Here is an 18,259-nt window from a genome sequence, read left to right as displayed (position 1 = left end):
AAACTTTTTTGATTTCTATTTTAACAACGTTTTTTTAGATTACAGCTCTCTTGGTCATCTTTTTGTAATATTTTTGTTACAAACGAAACAGACAAAATGTTACATTTAACTCATAAGATTTTCCGTAAAGGAGCTCAGACATCAATGGATCCATACAACTCAGGTAATCCAATCGGCCTTGGACCAAGGTACCGAAAACCAAAACGAAAGTATTTCGCTAAGCTTTTTATTACGCTGGCGCTGATTCTTCTTCCGATTGGCGGTTATATCGTTTATCAGTACCTTACTTCGACACAACAACAAGTCAGTGTAAAATCTGTCCAATCTTTGCGGGAAGTTCCGACTCCGAACTTAGACAAGGCACGCGTCGAGAAATGGAATGGAATTACTAAAAAAGTAGCTTATCTGACATTTGAAGATGGACCAACCGCATTGACTCCGGACATCTTGAAATCATTACAAGAACAAGACGTCAAGGCGACCTTCTTCCTGATCGGAAGTAACATCGATGAGCAACCGGATGTCGTCCGCCTGATGGCAAAGGATGGACATTATATCGGGTCCCACAGTGAAACACATGATTACGACACGTTGTATAAGAAAAAGCAGTATGTTTCCGAAATGCTCCGGGTTCAAAAACAAATCAAGCAACTGACGAATCACAGCCCGTTGTTGACACGTCCTCCTTACGGATCAACACCCGGCATTACCAAGTCCATTGCAAAAGAAATCGAACAGGCTCATCTTCGGGTTTGGGATTGGTCGATTGATTCAATGGACTGGTACTACAAAGATAGTGCCAAGGAAGTCGCAAAAACCGTTATTAGCCGAGCGGAAGATCCGGTCGAAATCATCCTGTTGCATGAACAACCACAAACATTGCGGGCATTACCTGCAATTGTCGCTGGATTAAAGAAAAAGGGCTATCAATTTTCCATCTATGATGAAGATTTTCATATCCCGTATAATTTCGCAAAATTCTCTAATTTATAAGGAGTTCCTTTCATGATTAAAAAACGGATGATCCTCACCAGTTGTTTGACCTGTCTCACCTTCTTGATTCTCAGTGCCTGCTCGAGTGATCCCGCCTCCTCGATGTACGATCAGCTAGAAGAACAAGCGAAGTCCGAACAAAAAGCAGCCGCTGTCGCTGAGCAACGGACGCGCCAAGATGAAATTTCCGTCAATACCTATCAAGCCGTCCTCGAAGCTGGGGCCGATGACATTAAACGGGCACAAAATGAACGGGATGAATTAGCCGCGTTGAATCAAGATCGTGTCGCATTGTTAAAACAGGAACAAACAATCCGTACCCGTGCTTTTGATGAGTTGGATCTTAAAAAATTAGCGAATAGTTTATCTTCGTTACCTGTTGCCGCAAAAAAGGACGGGAAAGTTCTTCTCGATGTCTTCAAGGAGCGCGAGAAGGCTTTTGATACGTTTTTAAAACGTTATGCGGCTACGATTGACTCAGAAAAGAAAGTGCTTTCCTACTTGACCGAAAAACCGAACTTCGTTAAGATTGATGAAGCAACAGCTGATTTAAACCGGACTTCCCGTCAAGCGACAGAGGCACTTAAAACCTTCAATCAATTGACCGTCCGCTACAATGAATTAAAGCCAACCTTTTACAAAAAGGCTGGACTCAACATTAAATAACTCACACAGGTTGCAACCAAACCCTGTCCAAAAAACCTGGACAAGGCCCCGTTGCAACCTTTTTTGTGCGTTCTAAAACATGGAGGAATCTGTATGAACCGTTCAAAAGCAACACTTTTTGTCTTAATCGGCGCCATTAGTTACGGTGTCTTATCGACGATCGTCAAACTGGCTTACGGTGCCGGTTTCGACTCGGCCGCTGTTTCCGGAAGTCAATTCTTCTTCGGATGGCTGATGATTTTTATCTTAGCTCTGTTGTCGAAGAACCTTCGTCTCCGTCCTAAAACGGCCTTTACTTTGATGGCAATCGGAATTTCAAGTGGAACAACCGGCTACTTGTATTATCAAAGCCTTCAAACCGTTTCAGCTTCAGTCGCAATCATCCTCCTCTTCCAATTCACATGGATTGGCGTCGTGATTGATTCGATCCTTGCAAGACGTCTGCCGTCGCGCTCCCATTTCTTATCTGCCATCCTGTTGATTGGTGGTGCCATTTTAGCCAGCGCGGCTTACTCCAGCGCTCTTGATGTGCGTGGTACTTTGTTTGGACTTGGAGCAGCCGTCAGTTTCTCAATATTCCTGCTTGCCAGTGGTCGGGTCGCAAATCATGTACCTGTCATTAAAAAGAGTTTTTACATGATGACGGGTGGACTTCTGTTCGTCATGATCATGTATCCGCCTACGACATTCTTGACTGCAGCCAATTTCGAACAAGGACTGATCTGGTATGCCCTTCCACTTGGTCTGTTTGCTTTAATTTTACCGCCGTTGTTATTCGCAGCGGGAGCTCCACACCTAAGTCCTGCCAGTGTCTCACTGCTTGGTGCAGCAGAACTGCCGACTGCAGTCATCTGTTCTGTCCTCATACTCGGTGAACATCTTACCGGTTCTCAATGGATTGGAATCATCATTATTCTGATCGGGATTTTCTATCCGATTTATGTCAGCAGCCTGAAACAGTCGACCAGTTCTGTCCCACGTCAAAACGACCTCTCCTGATCAATCAGGAAAGGTCGTTTTTTAACATTATTTTTGACGTTTCATCGCATCAGCGACGAATTCAACATCCGTCCCAATGATGATTTGGACATTTTTGGCACCCAACTTCATGACACCTTTTGCGCCTGCGGCTTTAATCGCCGCTTCATCAATGATAGTTGAATCTTTCACCTGGAGACGGAGACGTGTCGCACAGTTATCAATTGATGTGACATTTTCCGTTCCTTGTAATCCCGCAAAAATCCGGGCTGCTTGTTGCTCATACTTATCTTCCGATACTCCTGTGACAGGACCTGCATCCGTCACAAGTGTTTCATCCTCACGACCAGGCGTCTTCAAATCGAATTTCGTGATCATGAAGTAGAACAGGAAGTAATAGATGACGGCGAATACCAGACCGACGACCAGTAAAAGTAATGGTTTCGTCGCGATTCCGAAGTTCAAGACATAATCGATGAACCCGGCTGAGAAGGAGAATCCGTGCAATATACCGAGTAAGTTGACGACAGCCATCGAAACACCCGTCAGCACGGCATGGATGACATATAGTACTGGAGACAAGAACATGAACGAAAACTCAATTGGTTCCGTGATTCCTGTCAGGAACGACGTTAACCCAAGGCCAATCATCGCTCCTGCGACTGCTTTCCGATTTTCTTTACGTGCTGCCATGACCATCGCTGCGGCCGCTGCCGGTAAAGCGAACATCATGATCGGGAAAAATCCTGCTTGATAAATACCGGCTGTCGGATCTCCTGCGAAGAACCGTGCGATATCTCCATTCGCAATCGTTCCATCTGCTTTTTCATATGAACCGAAGACAAACCAGAAAATATTGTTTAATACATGGTGAAGACCAACAGGAATCAACAGACGATTGAAGAATCCAAACAGTGCGGCTCCTCCTGCTCCGAGACTGACCATCCATTCTCCCGCATTATTGATACCATCTTCAATGAACGGCCACAAGTAACCGAAGACGAATGCCAGGACCAGCATGGCAGCCGAAGTAATGATTGGAACGAAACGACGTCCACCGAAGAACGCCAACCAATCCGGTAATTTAATATTGTAAAATCGATTGTATAACAAGCCGGCGACGATACCGGCAATAATCCCACCGAATACAGCCATATTGACCATTGACCCCAAGGTAGCCTGATTGGCAATGGAACTTAAGGTCGCTCCATCCACTTTTGTCGAGGAGTCATTTATAATGGCGGCAATCGCATCATATTTGGCCTGAATTTGAGCGTTTGAATAATCCTTGTTCATAGAGTCGACGCCCGTTTTTAGGACCAAATATCCGACTGCCCCTGCCAAACCGGCAGCTCCACTGGCATCAATGGATAATCCGATCGCGACACCAATCGCAAAAATCAGTGGAAGGTTATCAAAAATCGCACCACCTGCTGCCACCATTAATGGAACATCCAACATGTCGGCTGAACCGAGTCGAAGGACAATTCCTGCGGCTGGTAAAACGGCGATCGGTAGCATTAAAGCCTTACCGATTCGTTGAAGAAACTGCAACATATACTTCATCCTTTCTTAAATAAAAAACAAATAATGACATGACGATGAAAACGCTTTAACATTTATTATTATTCCACATACACATCTAAATGACTAGACCTTTATACATATTTTTTCATAAAAAAAGATCCCTCTACACAAGGGACCTTAATGGGTACAGATTAACGACGATTTGTATCTTCGAGATTCTGTTGAACATTCCCAACCGTTTTTTTAGCATCGCCTTTAAGCTGATCTTTTTTTCCTTCACGTTCTGTTGACTTATCTCCTGTTGCTTTTCCGAGCGCTTCTTTCGCTTTTCCAGCAACTTTATCAACTAAACCATCCGTTTTTTTGCTTAATCCGCTATCGTGTGACATGTTCATTACCCCCTATTTTTTTAACGCATAGTAGTATGTTCCCACCTGAAACAGATTCAAACATCACCCCACTATCATTTGCTCCAAGTCTTAGGGGTCCATCAATCGAAAAACTCCCTATCGCTTTCCGATAGGGAGTGGTCTGTTACTGTGCGACCGAAACACCGAGAACTTGTTCAATCCGTTCGAATGCCCAATCTAACTCTTCTTTTGTAATGACGAGTGGTGGTGCAAAACGGATGACTGTCTCGTGTGTTTCTTTGCAGAGTAAACCTTTTTCCTTTAATGCTTCGCAATACGGACGAGCCGCTTCTGTCAATTCAACACCAATGAATAATCCGCGTCCACGAACTTCTTTAATCATCGGATTGTCGATTTCTTTCAGACGGTTCATAAAGTATGTTCCGAGCTCTAGTGAGCGTTCCGGTAACTTCTCTTCTTCCAGTACTTCAAGTGAAGCGACTGACACGGCACAGGCCAATGGATTCCCGCCAAATGTCGAACCATGTGATCCCGGATTAAAGACACTCAGGATATCGTGATTGGCAGCTACACAAGAAATCGGGAATACGCCACCACCAAGTGCTTTTCCTAAGATGTACATGTCTGGTGTTACGTTGTCCCAGTCCGAAGCAAACCATTTACCCGAACGGCCTAATCCTGATTGGATTTCATCTGAGACGAGTAATACGTTTTGTTCTTTACAGACGTCTTGGGCATCTTTCAAGAAACCTTCATATGGAATCAGGATACCCGCTTCCCCTTGAATCGGCTCAACAATGAAGGCCGCCGTATTTTCCGTAATGGCTCCTTTAAGTGCTTCCAGATCTCCGTACGGAATCGTTTTAATCCCCGGTAAGAGTGGTCCGAATCCACGTTGATACTCGGCTTCTGTCGACATCGAGACCGCTGTCATTGTCCGACCATGGAAGTTCCCTTCGCAAACGATGATTTCGGCATCGCCTGGAATTTGTTTAACTTCGTAAGCCCAACGACGCGCTGCCTTGACTGCTGTCTCGACCGCTTCTGCCCCTGTGTTCATCGGCAAGACCATGTCTTTCCCTGTCAATTGTGCGACTTTCTCATAAAAGAATCCCAACTGGTCATTATGAAATGCACGGGATGTCAGCGTAATTTTATCCGCTTGTCGTTTCAGTGCCTCGATGATTTTCGGATGACGGTGTCCTTGGTTCACGGCTGAATAGGCACTGAGCATATCCATATATTCGCGTCCTTCTGGATCTTTAACGAAAACCCCTTCTGCCTCTGAGATGACGATTGGAAGTGGATGATAGTTGTGTGCCCCAAATTTTTCTGTCTGTGTGATGATTTTCTCTGTCTGATTCATAAATAATCCCCCTTTTTCACTTAGAAAACGCTTTCATAATGATTATAACAGATTCTTACGGATAATCTTCAAACGAAATACAGGATTTATCCGCATGAAAATTGAATATACTGGGAATAGACAAGACAAGTGAACCGTCATCTCTGTTAATTTAAAAGGAGTGTGCGTCCGTAATGGATCGTTCGACCATTAATTCCTACGAAACTGTCATGCAAGGATTTCCTTTACCTGCATTTATCTTACACGTTGATTTAACCGTCCATTCTTGGAATGAGGCTGCCGAATCCTGCTGGGGCTGGTCGGCACAAGAAGTTACCGGACAACTGGTTCCGCTCCTTAATCCGGAAGACGCTGCGTTTAGTCGGCAAATCTGGCATTCATTTTTAGAAAAACGACAGTCGATGCAATTACCGAATACAACATTTCTGCATAAATCAGGTGACCGTTCAACATCCATGTTGCTCATCTCACCGCTCTTTGACGAAAAAAATGATCCCGCAGGTGCTTTTTTCTGTCAGCTTCCCTCTTCCAGTCAACAGAACGGAAGCAAACCATTATTTCAAGGATTGATGGATTTACGATATGCGTTTGATCAAATCGCTTGTGTCGCAATATTTGATGCACGGGGAACGATTCAATATGCGAATACCAATTTGACGGATGTCACGGGATTTTGTCCACACCTGTTGCTCGGTCAACCTTGGACGATATTATTAGATTCGTCCGAAGAGGTCCTCCCCATGATCCGCTCCCAAATCAAGAAGAAAAAAGCTTGGTCCGGAAAGCTATCGATATCGACCCAGGATGAGTCTAAAAAAGTGTTTCATGCCACTTTGATTCCGGTTTATGACGTAAATGGTGTCCGTTTCCAACATATTTTCATCGGTACCGATATTACGGAAACCGAACATCTCGAACAGGAACTTGATTTTTTAGTCCACCATAATGAAATGACACATTTGCTGAATAAACGAGGGTTTCTCCGTGAAGGTCAGACATTATTTTCAAAAGCATCCGACGAAATTCCCGTTTCACTCATCCTATTTGATATTGACCGATTTAAAGTCATCAACGATTCTTTCGGGACACATGTAGGGGATCAATTGTTACAGGCGCTTGCCAAACGTTTGTCCCAACATGCCAAACAGCTGTTAACGTTCCATCCGACGAGTGACTTGTTTGGTTTATTGCTAGAAGTCACCGACCGGAATGCCTTGTTCCAGTATGCCCGGAAACTGCAACAAGTGTTGCAACGTCCATATTATATTAACGGACACTCCTTAATCATCTCCTGTACGTTCGGAATTACCGTCTATCCTTCGGAAGCCAAATCACTGGAAGATTTGTACCGTCGTTCGGAGATGGCTTTGTATGCCGGAAAATCAATCGGAACAGGAACGATTCAATATTTGACCCATGAAATGGACGAACAGTTCACCCGGAAATTACAGCTCGAACGATCGCTATTTACGGCTTTAGAGGATCAGGCCCTTCATTTGGTATATCAGCCGATCATCAATCTGAAGTCGAAGCATATCGATGGATTCGAAGCGCTGTTACGGTGGAATCATACGGCACTCGGGAGCATTCCTCCTGATGAATTCATTCCCCTCGCGGAAGAAGCCGCTTTGATTACTCCGATCAACAACTGGGTTGTCATCGAAGCCTGCGAACGACTAGCACTTTGGCAGAAACAGATTGCGGCTGATTTGACGATGGCTATCAACATTTCACCGCACCAGTTCCAAAGCGATTCGTTTGTCCGGACCTTACAACATGTCGTAGCGCAAAAAAATATCAATCCTCAATTCGTGACACTCGAACTGACGGAAAATATCGCGATTTTGCAGACACAACGGACGATTGAACGGATGCAACTGATCAAAGCCCTTGGTTTCCGGTTATCCATTGATGATTTCGGAACAGGTTATTCTTCCTTACAGTATTTGCGTGCCTTTCCGATTGATGAACTCAAGATTGATAAAGTCTTCATTGACGGAATCGATTTAGGCGAAAACGGATTGCTCGATTCAATCATTCAACTTGGTCAAAACTTGAAGTTGAATCTTGTCGCGGAAGGTGTCGAAACGACAACTGCTCTTAATTATTTAGAAGCGACCGCTTGCCAGCAAATGCAAGGATTTATTTTTTCAGAGCCGTTGTCTGTTGATGAAGTAGAACTTCGTTTTGGTTCATCAAATCCCGAAGACTGAAATATAAGCAGTAACTAAAAAAACAGGAGCCGGACTCTGACCCGGCTCCTGTTTCGCGTATAAAGACTGACATTGAACGTCTTGTTGTTTCGTTCATTCGTCTTACAATTGAATTTGTCCACCGACCATCCCGTAAACGGCAACGGCGGCTAATAAAATTAAAATTCCGCTCGCAATCATTTCGTAACGGGACATGCCGTCCCGTTTCTGTTCCCGCTCTGCCATCAGGTAGGCAATGATACCCGGTGCATACACGAGGGCTGCGATGACGATATACCAAATACCTGAAGCATAGACGAGCCAAAGTGAATAGGCAGCGGCAATCGTCGAGAAAATCAACATCTTCGTATTACGTTCTGCTCGTGAAAAACGAACACTGTACACGGCAGACAACAGATATGGTAACAAGGCACAAATTCCGGCAATACTGGATAAGACCAGATACGTTTGTGCCGAAAATAAAGCGATACCCGCAACGAATTGGGTCGCAATTTGAGTGATCAGCAATGCACCGACCGGCGCTCCTTTTCGGTTCGTCTTTGCAAAGAATTTCGGAAACGCACCGTCTTTAGCGACGAGGTAGGAAATTTCAGATGCAAGAATCGTCCATCCGAGTAGTGCTCCGGATAACGAAATGATCAATCCGATCATAATCAATGTTGCTCCAAACGGACCAATGGCAGCTTCGAGCACATAAGCCATTGTCGGTTCTTGTAATCCAGCCAATTGTTCCTGATTCAAAACACCGAGAGATAAGACGGAAATCAAGATGTAGATGACAAGTACCCCGACAAGTCCTACGACTGTCGCTTTCCCGACATCACTCCGTTTGTTGGCACGTGTTGATAACACGACAGCCCCTTCTATCCCAACGAAGGCCCAAAGCGTCACGAGCATCGTCCCTTTGACTTGCGTAAAGATACTGCCTAATTCTGTTCCTTCTCCCCAAAAATTAAGGTTAAACGTCTTCACATTAAAAGCAATCGCTACTAATAAAATAAAGATCAAAATCGGAACGAGTTTTGCAATTGTTGTAATTAAGTTGACGAGCGTCGCTTCTTTAATCCCGCTCGAAACGATGAAAAACAGTCCCCATACGACAATAATACTCATCACTAACAAAAATACACGATTTTCTGATGAGAAAATCGGGAAAAAGTAACTGAGTGCATTAAAGACCAACGTGATGTTGGCAACTGTCCCGATCCAAGCCGAGACCCAATATCCCCAAGCGCTGTTAAAACCGACAAAGCGTCCGAATCCTTCACGGGCATACGCGTAAATGCCCCCCTCGAGTTCCGGTTTACTGTTTGCCAAGTGTTGGAAAACCAGGGCCAACATGATCATACCAAGACCCGTAATTCCCCATCCGATTAAAATCGGACCCGCACTCGCTTTTTGAGCCATTGCTCCCGGCAGATTAAAGGCACCTCCACCGACCATCGATCCAATGACCATTGCGGCTAAAGCAAAAAAGCCGATTTTTTGTTGATTCATCCTCTAACACGTCCTTTATTTCTTGTATATCTATTCATATCAAACGTATATTCATTCGAAAGACACAAAATTCATTATAACAAAATCAAAGCCGTTGTAAAGAAAGGATTTGATAAATATGAATTGGATCCATTCGTTCCAACTAGAGGACTTTTTTAAATTGATGATAGCCGCACTGTTCGGTATCATCATTGGATTCGAACGCGAAATCAAAAATAAGCCTGTTGGTATACGTACTAGCCTCGTAATTACCCTGATCAGTTGTCTGTTAACCATCGTTTCCATTAAATCCGTCTTACTGTACAGCACAATTGCCCCCAATGTCCAAATGGACCCGATGCGGCTTGTCGCCCAAGTCGTAGCTGGAATCGGTTTCATCGGTGCCGGTGTGATTTTACGACGGCCGCACGATATCGTCAGTGGCTTAACGACGGCTGCCATCATTTGGGCGGCCAGTGGAATCGGAATTGCACTTGGAGCCGGATTTATCTTAGAAGCGACGTTTTTAGTTCTCTTTTTATTTTTTTCGTTAGAAGGACTGACGTGGGTCATGAAACAGTTCAATAACAGCCGATTCGAAGCCAATGTCATCGTTGCACACCTGACTCTCGCAGCAGGAACAGATGCCCAAACGGTCAAAAAAGCATTGGAAGATAAAGGTGTCCGCATTACCAACATTCGGTTACGCGGTCATCCACAACAGTTGACTTTACGGATGTATTCGCCTCATAAACTGACAATATTCATACTTTATGACTACTTGAAAACACTCGGAATTGAGCATATAGACCTTGACCAATAGAAATTGTCAGAAAATTTGTGTTGCATTTTTACTCGCTTTCACTTAAATTTACATTATGTTCACACTTTTCTGAAATCATTTAAATCTAATCGGGGGGTCATCTTTCACATGAAGAAACAAACTAAAATTGCCTTTGCTGGATTATCCAGCATGGCGCTGCTCGCTGTAGCAGCTTGCGGCCAAAGCAATGAGTCAGATGGAAATTCTTCTTCATCAAAAGAAAAAAAGCAAGAGGTGACGCTCATTTCGACTACGGATGTGCCACAACTTGATCCAACAAAAACAACGGACTCAACATCCATCATCGTTACGAACAACGTCTTTGAAGGTCTGTACCGTCTTGACGGCGACAACAAACCGACTGCAGGGATCGCAGAAAGTGTGGAAGTATCAGATGATAAGAAAACATACACATTCAAACTCCGCAAAGATGCCAAGTGGTCAGATGGTTCAGCTGTCACGGCAGACGACTTCATCTACTCTTGGAAACGTGCACTCGATCCAAAAACAGGAGCAGAGTATGCGTACATCCTCCAGGATTTAAAAAATGCCAATAAAATCTTAGCCGGTGAAGCAGAACTCGATTCGCTCGGTGTCAAGAAAGTGGACGATCAAACTCTTGAAGTTCAATTGGAAGCTCCGGCTCCATATTTCCTTGGATTAACAAGTTTCCCTACTTACCTGCCACTCAAGCAATCGTTTGTTGAAGACAAAGGTGATAAGTTTGCGACAAACGTCGACTCGATGCTCTTCAACGGACCATTTATCTTAGATAAGTGGCAATCCAATGCCGGTTGGACATACAAGAAAAACCCGGATTACTGGGATAAAGCCAACGTCAAAATGGAAAAAATCGATGTAAAAGTCGTTAAAGAAATTTCGACTGGGGTCAACTTGTTCGAGTCTAAAGACGTCGACTTCGCACCAATCACATCAGAGTTCGTATCACAATACGAAAAATCGGAAGATTATAAGACCCGTCCAGATGCACGGATCAACTTCCTCCGTTTCAACCAAAAAAATAAATCACTTAAAAACGAAAACATTCGTAAAGCCCTTGCACTTGGGTTTGAGAAACAGGGTATTACAGATGTCATCTTAAATGATGGTTCAAAACCGGCTAACTTCATTGTCGCAAAAGACTTTACGTTCACACCGGACGGCGAAGATTTCCGTGCCAAATATCCGGATCTCCAAAGCTTTGATGCAACAGAAGCGAAAAAAGCATGGGATGCCGGCCTAAAAGAACTTGGAGTCAAAACAGTAGAACTTGACATGTTGTCACGTGACGAAGATGCCTTTAAGAAAGTTTCTGAATTCTTAAAAGGTGATCTCGAGAAAAACTTACCGGGTCTTACTGTCAACATCAAGCAGCAACCGTTCAAAAACTTCTTGGACCTCGAGTCTAAAGGTGATTACGACATCTCTGCTGCCGGTTGGGGCCCTGACTACCAGGATCCAATGACGTTCCTCGATATGTGGTTAACAGGCGGAAGCTTTAACCGCATGGAATACTCGAACAAAGAGTTCGATAAGATGATCAAAGAAGCAAAAGCGGAGCCGGATGAAGCAAAACGTTGGTCAACACTTCAAGAAGCTGAAAAAATGCTCTTGGCAGAAGACTATGCAATCGCTCCGATCTACCAAAAAGGTGAAGCGTACTTGCAACGGGCGAACATCGACAAACTATATCGTCACCCATTCGGAGCAGACATGAGCTTCAAATGGATGGAAGTTAAATAAGTATCTTCCTACCGGTTACCAAGTTTCCCTTGGTGACCGGTTTTTGTATACAACAAAGACCCCTTCTGCCGGAGCCGAGCGGGGTCTTTACTGTGCGATTTGTTTATAAAATTCGATTTCTTCCCGTTGCCCTTCTTCGACAGCACGGAAAAATTCAGCAAAAAATGCGTACAAGACGGTTCGTTCCTGGTAGGTCGGACCAGCCTGTCGAATCACTGAAAACGCAAGATTTCGTAACTGACGTTTTGTACGTCGGTTGTTCGGTAACTCATAAAACTGATCGATAAACGAACGGTACACATCGGCAATCAACTTTTCATGACCTTCGAAATATGACTTATCCATTGAATCTGTCCTTTCTGATTGTTCTATCCTTTTCTACGGAATATCCTTCTAAAAAGTTTCATCAAGCTACACTTTTCACAAAGATATAAGACCTACTATAACAAGGATCAAATAATGATTCAACCGGAAAACTATTAAGAAAAGGTAAAGTCCATGTCATCACGCTTCGTGGACTTTACCTTTTCACTTATGCTTGGACTGTAATATGTTGGAACGTTTTGACATCAAACAATCCGCTGTCCGTCAACTTCAAATTCGGGATGACCGGCAAACAGAGGAAAGACATCGTCAAGTACGGATTAAAAGAGCGGTCGGCTTCAAGTACATCGAGCGCATCATTGAGTGCTTCCAGTGTATCTCCGACTTCCTGGAAAGGACGACTCGTCATCAATCCAGCGATTTCAAGCGGTAACTCCGCCAAAACTTCTGTACCGTTGACCGCAATGACACCTCCACCAGCCTTGATCAGACGTTCTGCCGCAAGTTTCATCTCGGCATCAGATGTTCCGACGATGACAAGATTATGTGAATCATGAGCGACCGTCGCCGCGATGGCACCACGCTTCATGCCAAATCCTTTAACGATGCCGACAGCTGAGAAGTTAGTCGCATTATGGCGCTCGATGACGGCGATTTTTAATAAGTCCTGCTCCGGAACGGGGATAAATTTCCCATCTTGCAAAGGCACATCCAAAATCAAATGTTCCGTGACGATACTTTTCGGGATGATTCCGATGACGTGTGCTTTGGGTTTCTCTAATACTAATTCAAAAACTTGATCCGTAATCGGCTTCGTTTTCAGTTCGCCGCGCAGTGTCGACGGTACTGCTATCTTTTGCGACGAGATGATTGTTTTACCGTCACGGGCGACTTGCTCACCACTGACAAATACTTCGGTAATCTTCACTTGATCGGCATCCTGTAAGATAACAAAGTCCGCACGACGTCCCGGTACGATCGCTCCACGATCATTTAGTTGATACGCATTGGCTGCATGAAGAGAAGCCATCGCATAGGCTGTTTCCCGCTTAATCCCATGCTTTATGGCATATCGGATATTGTAGTCAATCGTTCCTTCACGTAACGTGTCGTCCAGGTGCTTATCGTCCGTACAGAAGAGGAATCGACCGGCATTACTTTCCGTGACCGCATCGAGCACTTCCTTGAGATTCCGAGCGGCCGACCCTTCCCGGACTTCGACGTATAATCCGCGACGTGCCCGTTCGATCGCTTCTTGCTTGCTGACTGCTTCATGATCCGTCCGAATACCTGACACACCGTAGATGTTCAATTCACGTGTCCCAAGTCCTGCCGCATGACCATCGACCAGTTTTCCGGCAGCTTCGATCTGCTCGATTTTTTTCAGCATATCACGATCAGCCCGTTCGACTGCCGGATAGTCCATGACTTCCCCTAAGCCATGCACTCCCGGATGATGGACGAAAGGTTCGAGTGCCACTGCATCAAGCGACGCCCCGGCATGCTCAAACGACGTCGCCGGAACACAGCTTGGCAACATCATCCGAACGTCGAGCGCTAGTCCTTCTGCATCGTCTAACATGAATTGGAGCCCTTCCGCTCCCTTCACGTTCGCAATCTCATGCGGATCTGCGATGACTGTCGTCACACCAAGCGGTAAAATTGCCTGCTCGTATTCACTTGGTGTCACCATCGACGACTCGATATGGACGTGTCCATCGATGAAGCTTGGCGCGATGAACTTACCTGTTCCATCAATCGTTTCGATCCCTTCATACCCGTCCCCGACGGCGGCAATATAGCCGGAATCCACCGCGACATCTGCCTGATAGGTCTCGCGTGTCATCACATCGATGACCTGAATGCCTTGATAGACGACCGCTGCTTTTTCTTTTTTAGCGGCAATTGTAATAAGTCGTGCCCGAACTGTCTGATTCATCCTGTTTCCTCCTGGTGTGAACGGTATTTTTACCATCTTACAATTAGTATGTAAGCAGTTGCAATTTATTTTTCCAACGGTCAAGATGAAAACGTACACTTGAAAGCAAAAGGGAGGAACAGTTATGAAATATCGTGTAGGTCAATTGGTTCCAAAAGTGGATCCGAGCGTCTATATTGCGGACGGCGCCAAAGTCATCGGGGAAGTCGAAATCGGCAAGGATTCGACCGTCTGGTTCAACACGGTCATCCGCGGAGACGAAGGTCCGATTAAAATCGGCGAACGTGTCAATATTCAGGATGGATCAATGATTCATCAGTATGAAGGTTATCCGACCATCATTGAAGATGATGTCACGATTGGACATATGGCGATGATTCACGGGGGAATTATTCGCCAAGGCGCCTTGATCGGGATGTCGGCGACCATTCTTGATGAAGCCGACATTGGACAAGGTGCATTTGTCGCAGCTGGAAGTCTCGTCCCACCTAAAATGGTTATTCCTCCAAACTCTATGGTCATGGGCGTTCCGGCAAAAGTCGTTCGTGAGATCAATGATCATGACCGGTTCATCATGGAGCGGACCATTCGGAAATATGTCAAACGTGGTCAACAGTATGCTGCCGATTGCACGCCACTCGAAGAAGATTTGACGACAATGTGAAAACGTTTACAAAGTTCACCTGTTTTTAACAATTCTCTTCTATCCTGTTTACATCTTTCCCTTACACTGTAGAGGTAAGGCAGGAATTACGACGGAGGAGGATTTAAAATGACACCATTGTTCGAAGAACGGTTGATGGCTGATTTATTTTCATCCACAAATAATCCGAGTTACGGTTTACCGACTTTCCCCGTATATGAAACAGATGGGTTGACGAAAGAGGTACAAGCACGTATTGTTAATGATGCCGAGCAAAAATCCTTGAGTTTAGGAATAATTCAATCAAGAGAGGAAGAACATGTATGATTCAGCAAAATACAGTTCGCGCTTGGCTCGCTAGTCGAATCAAAAAATAATGATCTACCAGGATTACCTATTTTCCAAAACGATATAGCGCGTCAGCGCGCATGATAAAGAGCCGAAGCGGATTCCCGCCTCGGCTCTCTTTTGTTATTTTTTAATTAATCCTTCTTCAATCAAGAAGTCACGTGCCACATCTTCCGGACGTTCTTTTTCGACATCCGCTTTAAAGTTCAATTCTTGCATCTTTTCATCTGTGATTTTATCCTTCAACAGATTCAAGACTTCCTTCAGTTCCGGATGTTCTTCCAGTGTTTCTTGACGCACAATCGGGACTGCATAGTACGGTGGGAAAAACTCTTTATCATCCTCTAGGACCGTCAAATCAAACTTCTTTAACAAGCCGTCTGTCGAAAAACTATCGATGACATTCGTTTTTCCATTTGTCAATGCAGTATAACGAAGTCCACCATCGACAGGCTGAACATCTTTGAATTTCATATCAGGATATTTCTCTTTCAATCCGAGGTATCCATCTTCGCGGTTCGCGAATTCAATCGTTGATCCGAGAATAAGACGATTACTGACCGCTGCCATATCGGATACCGTTTTTAAGTCGTACTTTTCAATATCTTCTTTTGTCATTGCTAAGGCATACGTGTTATTAAAACCAATTGAATCGAGAACATCGACTTGACTTTTCTCAGGAATCATTTTGCTGACCTTTTCATAAACGGCTTTCGGATCGGTCTCGACATCTTGTTTCAAGACATCGATCAATAACGTGCCTGTATACTCGACGTAGGCATCGATCTCACCCGTTTCTAAAGCGCCGTAGGCAACTTTCGTTCCCCCGAGATTAAGTTGACGTTCAACTTCTAAATCGGTTTTGTCTTCAATTAAATCAGCTAACATATTTCCTAAAATCAATTGTTCCGTAAAGTTTTTTGAACCGATGACGATTTTATCCGTTTTTAAGAACGAGTACGCGACAGTTCCGCCAATCAACAGGAAAATGATACTCACAATCGCAATTTTCTTTCCGGCCGTCATCGCTTTTCGGCGTTTACGCGCTTTATTTTTAATCCGACCGTCTGCCAGTTGAATTCCGTTTGGTGCGACAGAATATTCAATTCGACTGACGATGAAATCGATCGCAAGGGCTAAGATACCTGCAGGAATCGCTCCGGCAAGGATTTGGTTATTATCGACGGTCTGGATACCCGAGAAAACGAGATAACCAAGTCCACCGGCACCGATGAAGGCGGAAATTGTCATCAGACCAACAGCCGTCACGGCAGAAATCCGAATTCCAGCCATCATGATCGGTAACGCAAGCGGAATCTGTACCTTTCCTAAAACTTGTCGTTCGGTCAATCCAATCCCTTTTGCAGCTTCCAACATATCTCCTGGAATACTTGATAAACCTGTGTACGTATTTTTGACAATCGGGAGTAAGGAATACAAGACAACCATGATAATGGCTGGTGTTGATCCAATCCCGATAAATGGAATCAAGAATCCAAGTAAAGCAAGGCTAGGGACGGCTTGGACGACACTCGTCAAGGCGAGTACGGGTTTTGCAAATCGTTGATACCGTGTAATCAGAATACCGATTGGAATACCGAGAACGACCGCAATGACGACGGCAAACACAGTTAACTGTAAGTGTTCGAGTAATAAGTCAAAAATCTGACCGGTATTGTTCTGCACATAATCTAAAAATCCATTCATTGTACTTCCTCCTCCTGAATGAACTGCTCACTCAAGACGGAAAGTAAGCTACTTCTTGTAATTAACCCACGTAATTGACCCAATTTGTTGGTAACGGGTAAATAACCTGTTTCTTCATGGTTCATGACTTCAAGTACATCGAGCAACGAGTCTTGTTCATCGACGGCGACGAGTTCACCTTCCATGACGTCTTCAATCCGTACCCCTTTGTCAGGCGCCGTTTGAATATTCTTCAGTTTGACGATTCCCTGGAGGATGCGATCACGATCTGTGATCAACAGGCTGTCGACTTTTCGGCCCCGCATGATTTCAATCCCTTGCAGCAGGGTCCGTTTCCCACTGATGGAAACAGGATCTTCAATCATGATGTCCTCTGCTTTAATGAACGCCGGACTGCTCCAAATTTTATTTTTCCCAATAAAGGATTCGACGTATTCATCTTTCGGATGCCGTAAGATTTCTTCCGGTGTATCAAACTGAACGATTTCTCCATCGCGCATGATACAAATTCGATCCGCTAGTTTAATCGCTTCATCCATATCATGGGTGACGAAAACAATCGTTTTCTTGACTTCTTCCTGGAGGTTGAATAATTCTTCTTGGAGGTCATTTCGTGTGACGGGGTCAAGCGCACTGAACGGTTCATCCATTAGGATGACGTCCGGATCATTCATCAAGGCTCGGGCAAAACCGACGCGTTGCTGTTGTCCACCACTGAGTTCACTCGGGTAACGGTCAATGAATTGTTTTGGATCAAGGCCGACCATTTGCAGCAACTCTTCCGTTCGAGCATCCATCTGATCGTGGTCTTTTCCTTCAAGCCCGGCAATCAATTGAATATTCTCTCGTACAGTCATGTGCGGAAAGAGACCGGTCTGTTGGATGACGTATCCCATATGACGACGTAATTCAATCGTATCCGTCTTCATGATGTCCTTTCCATTGACTAAAATCGTTCCTGACGAGGGTTCAATCAAACGATTGATCATTTTTAAGGATGTTGTTTTTCCACATCCACTCGGTCCGATGAATACAACCAGCTCGCCCTCTTTGATTTCGAGAGTCAAGCCTTTTAAGACAACGTTGTCTTTAAATTGCTTCCCGACGTTTTTAAATTCAATCATCCATTTCCACTCCTTTTA

Annotated in this window: 16 protein-coding genes; 8 read left to right on the top strand and 8 right to left on the bottom strand. The window is 44.5% G+C overall.

Going from position 1 to position 18,259, the window contains the following annotated elements:
• Positions 1–144: 144 nt before the first annotated feature.
• The 3 genes from MUN34_RS14260 (at position 145) to MUN34_RS14250 (ending at position 2,658) form a co-directional block, all read left to right on the top strand.
• The gene (locus MUN34_RS14260; RefSeq protein WP_081776658.1) at positions 145–993 is read left to right on the top strand and encodes a polysaccharide deacetylase family protein; all 849 of its coding nucleotides are present in this window, start codon (positions 145–147) and stop codon (positions 991–993) included.
• Between the two features lie 12 nt (positions 994–1,005).
• Positions 1,006–1,659, top strand: coding sequence for a YkyA family protein (locus tag MUN34_RS14255; protein ID WP_026829256.1), 654 nt, complete (start codon positions 1,006–1,008; stop codon positions 1,657–1,659).
• 93 nt (positions 1,660–1,752) lie between these two features.
• Positions 1,753–2,658 (top strand): EamA family transporter, encoded by a 906-nt coding sequence (locus MUN34_RS14250; RefSeq protein ID WP_026829257.1) that lies wholly within the window; start codon positions 1,753–1,755, stop codon positions 2,656–2,658.
• A gap of 27 nt (positions 2,659–2,685) precedes the next feature.
• On the opposite strand, the gene nagE is transcribed toward MUN34_RS14250, so the two are convergent.
• The 3 genes from nagE to MUN34_RS14235 form a co-directional block, all read right to left on the bottom strand.
• Positions 2,686–4,194 carry an N-acetylglucosamine-specific PTS transporter subunit IIBC gene (nagE, locus tag MUN34_RS14245; RefSeq protein WP_247858146.1) on the bottom strand — a complete coding sequence of 503 codons (1,509 nt, stop codon included), beginning with the start codon at positions 4,192–4,194 and terminating at the stop codon, positions 2,686–2,688.
• Between the two features lie 161 nt (positions 4,195–4,355).
• A complete protein-coding gene (locus tag MUN34_RS14240) occupies positions 4,356–4,553 on the bottom strand; it encodes a CsbD family protein (RefSeq protein WP_026829259.1) in 198 nt (65 codons plus the stop codon).
• Positions 4,554–4,698: 145 nt separating this feature from the next.
• Positions 4,699–5,901 carry an ornithine--oxo-acid transaminase gene (locus MUN34_RS14235; RefSeq protein ID WP_012369410.1) on the bottom strand — a complete coding sequence of 401 codons (1,203 nt, stop codon included), beginning with the start codon at positions 5,899–5,901 and terminating at the stop codon, positions 4,699–4,701.
• A gap of 173 nt (positions 5,902–6,074) precedes the next feature.
• Here MUN34_RS14235 and MUN34_RS14230 point away from each other — a divergent pair, with 173 nt between their 5' ends.
• A complete protein-coding gene (locus MUN34_RS14230) occupies positions 6,075–8,114 on the top strand; it encodes a bifunctional diguanylate cyclase/phosphodiesterase (RefSeq protein ID WP_247858145.1) in 2,040 nt (679 codons plus the stop codon).
• Positions 8,115–8,216: 102 nt separating this feature from the next.
• Here the strand turns inward: MUN34_RS14230 and MUN34_RS14225 are convergent, their stop codons facing one another.
• Positions 8,217–9,611: a basic amino acid/polyamine antiporter gene (locus MUN34_RS14225; RefSeq protein ID WP_026829261.1), complete on the bottom strand. Its 1,395-nt coding sequence runs from the start codon at positions 9,609–9,611 to the stop codon at positions 8,217–8,219.
• A gap of 118 nt (positions 9,612–9,729) precedes the next feature.
• Here MUN34_RS14225 and MUN34_RS14220 point away from each other — a divergent pair, with 118 nt between their 5' ends.
• Complete coding sequence (locus tag MUN34_RS14220; RefSeq protein ID WP_247858144.1) at positions 9,730–10,413, top strand: MgtC/SapB family protein; 684 nt, start codon at positions 9,730–9,732, stop codon at positions 10,411–10,413.
• 108 nt (positions 10,414–10,521) lie between these two features.
• The gene (locus MUN34_RS14215) at positions 10,522–12,156 is read left to right on the top strand and encodes a peptide ABC transporter substrate-binding protein (RefSeq protein ID WP_026829263.1); all 1,635 of its coding nucleotides are present in this window, start codon (positions 10,522–10,524) and stop codon (positions 12,154–12,156) included.
• A gap of 87 nt (positions 12,157–12,243) precedes the next feature.
• On the opposite strand, the gene MUN34_RS14210 is transcribed toward MUN34_RS14215, so the two are convergent.
• The gene (locus MUN34_RS14210; RefSeq protein WP_247858143.1) at positions 12,244–12,501 is read right to left on the bottom strand and encodes a hypothetical protein; all 258 of its coding nucleotides are present in this window, start codon (positions 12,499–12,501) and stop codon (positions 12,244–12,246) included.
• Between the two features lie 187 nt (positions 12,502–12,688).
• On the bottom strand, positions 12,689–14,419 hold the full coding sequence (gene ade / locus MUN34_RS14205) for an adenine deaminase (RefSeq protein ID WP_247858142.1): 1,731 nt from the start codon (positions 14,417–14,419) through the stop codon (positions 12,689–12,691).
• A 124-nt stretch (positions 14,420–14,543) separates the two neighbouring features.
• On the opposite strand from ade, the gene MUN34_RS14200 reads away from it, so the two are divergent.
• Together MUN34_RS14200 and MUN34_RS14195 are read left to right on the top strand one after the other, a co-directional pair.
• Positions 14,544–15,083, top strand: a complete 540-nt coding sequence (locus tag MUN34_RS14200) for a gamma carbonic anhydrase family protein (RefSeq protein ID WP_247858141.1) — start codon at positions 14,544–14,546, stop codon at positions 15,081–15,083.
• Between the two features lie 108 nt (positions 15,084–15,191).
• Positions 15,192–15,389, top strand: a complete 198-nt coding sequence (locus tag MUN34_RS14195) for a hypothetical protein (RefSeq protein WP_026829266.1) — start codon at positions 15,192–15,194, stop codon at positions 15,387–15,389.
• 144 nt (positions 15,390–15,533) lie between these two features.
• On the opposite strand, the gene MUN34_RS14190 is transcribed toward MUN34_RS14195, so the two are convergent.
• Positions 15,534–17,117, bottom strand: coding sequence for an ABC transporter permease/substrate-binding protein (locus tag MUN34_RS14190; protein WP_026829267.1), 1,584 nt, complete (start codon positions 17,115–17,117; stop codon positions 15,534–15,536).
• The gene (locus MUN34_RS14185) at positions 17,114–18,241 is read right to left on the bottom strand and encodes an ABC transporter ATP-binding protein (RefSeq protein ID WP_247858140.1); all 1,128 of its coding nucleotides are present in this window, start codon (positions 18,239–18,241) and stop codon (positions 17,114–17,116) included. Before MUN34_RS14185 ends, MUN34_RS14190 begins: the two co-directional genes overlap by 4 nt.
• Positions 18,242–18,259 lie beyond the last annotated feature (18 nt).

The sequence above is a fragment of the Exiguobacterium sp. 17-1 genome (genome assembly GCF_023096305.1).
Taxonomy (GTDB): Bacteria; Bacillota; Bacilli; order Exiguobacteriales; family Exiguobacteriaceae; genus Exiguobacterium_A; species Exiguobacterium_A sibiricum_A.
This window is presented reverse-complemented; position numbering and strand designations above follow the sequence as displayed.

What these genes read in the sequence shown, in the direction of transcription:
- MUN34_RS14185 (WP_247858140.1), bottom strand. Translation starts at nt 18,241, where the DNA reads ATGATTGAATTTAAAAACGTCGGGAAGCAATTTAAAGACAACGTTGTC.
- ade (WP_247858142.1), bottom strand. Translation starts at nt 14,419, where the DNA reads ATGAATCAGACAGTTCGGGCACGACTTATTACAATTGCCGCTAAAAAA.
- MUN34_RS14200 (WP_247858141.1), top strand. Translation starts at nt 14,544, where the DNA reads ATGAAATATCGTGTAGGTCAATTGGTTCCAAAAGTGGATCCGAGCGTC.
- MUN34_RS14255 (WP_026829256.1), top strand. Translation starts at nt 1,006, where the DNA reads ATGATTAAAAAACGGATGATCCTCACCAGTTGTTTGACCTGTCTCACC.
- MUN34_RS14235 (WP_012369410.1), bottom strand. Translation starts at nt 5,901, where the DNA reads ATGAATCAGACAGAGAAAATCATCACACAGACAGAAAAATTTGGGGCA.
- nagE (WP_247858146.1), bottom strand. Translation starts at nt 4,194, where the DNA reads ATGTTGCAGTTTCTTCAACGAATCGGTAAGGCTTTAATGCTACCGATC.
- MUN34_RS14215 (WP_026829263.1), top strand. Translation starts at nt 10,522, where the DNA reads ATGAAGAAACAAACTAAAATTGCCTTTGCTGGATTATCCAGCATGGCG.
- MUN34_RS14220 (WP_247858144.1), top strand. Translation starts at nt 9,730, where the DNA reads ATGAATTGGATCCATTCGTTCCAACTAGAGGACTTTTTTAAATTGATG.
- MUN34_RS14195 (WP_026829266.1), top strand. Translation starts at nt 15,192, where the DNA reads ATGACACCATTGTTCGAAGAACGGTTGATGGCTGATTTATTTTCATCC.
- MUN34_RS14250 (WP_026829257.1), top strand. Translation starts at nt 1,753, where the DNA reads ATGAACCGTTCAAAAGCAACACTTTTTGTCTTAATCGGCGCCATTAGT.
- MUN34_RS14260 (WP_081776658.1), top strand. Translation starts at nt 145, where the DNA reads ATGGATCCATACAACTCAGGTAATCCAATCGGCCTTGGACCAAGGTAC.
- MUN34_RS14225 (WP_026829261.1), bottom strand. Translation starts at nt 9,611, where the DNA reads ATGAATCAACAAAAAATCGGCTTTTTTGCTTTAGCCGCAATGGTCATT.
- MUN34_RS14240 (WP_026829259.1), bottom strand. Translation starts at nt 4,553, where the DNA reads ATGTCACACGATAGCGGATTAAGCAAAAAAACGGATGGTTTAGTTGAT.
- MUN34_RS14210 (WP_247858143.1), bottom strand. Translation starts at nt 12,501, where the DNA reads ATGGATAAGTCATATTTCGAAGGTCATGAAAAGTTGATTGCCGATGTG.
- MUN34_RS14230 (WP_247858145.1), top strand. Translation starts at nt 6,075, where the DNA reads ATGGATCGTTCGACCATTAATTCCTACGAAACTGTCATGCAAGGATTT.
- MUN34_RS14190 (WP_026829267.1), bottom strand. Translation starts at nt 17,117, where the DNA reads ATGAATGGATTTTTAGATTATGTGCAGAACAATACCGGTCAGATTTTT.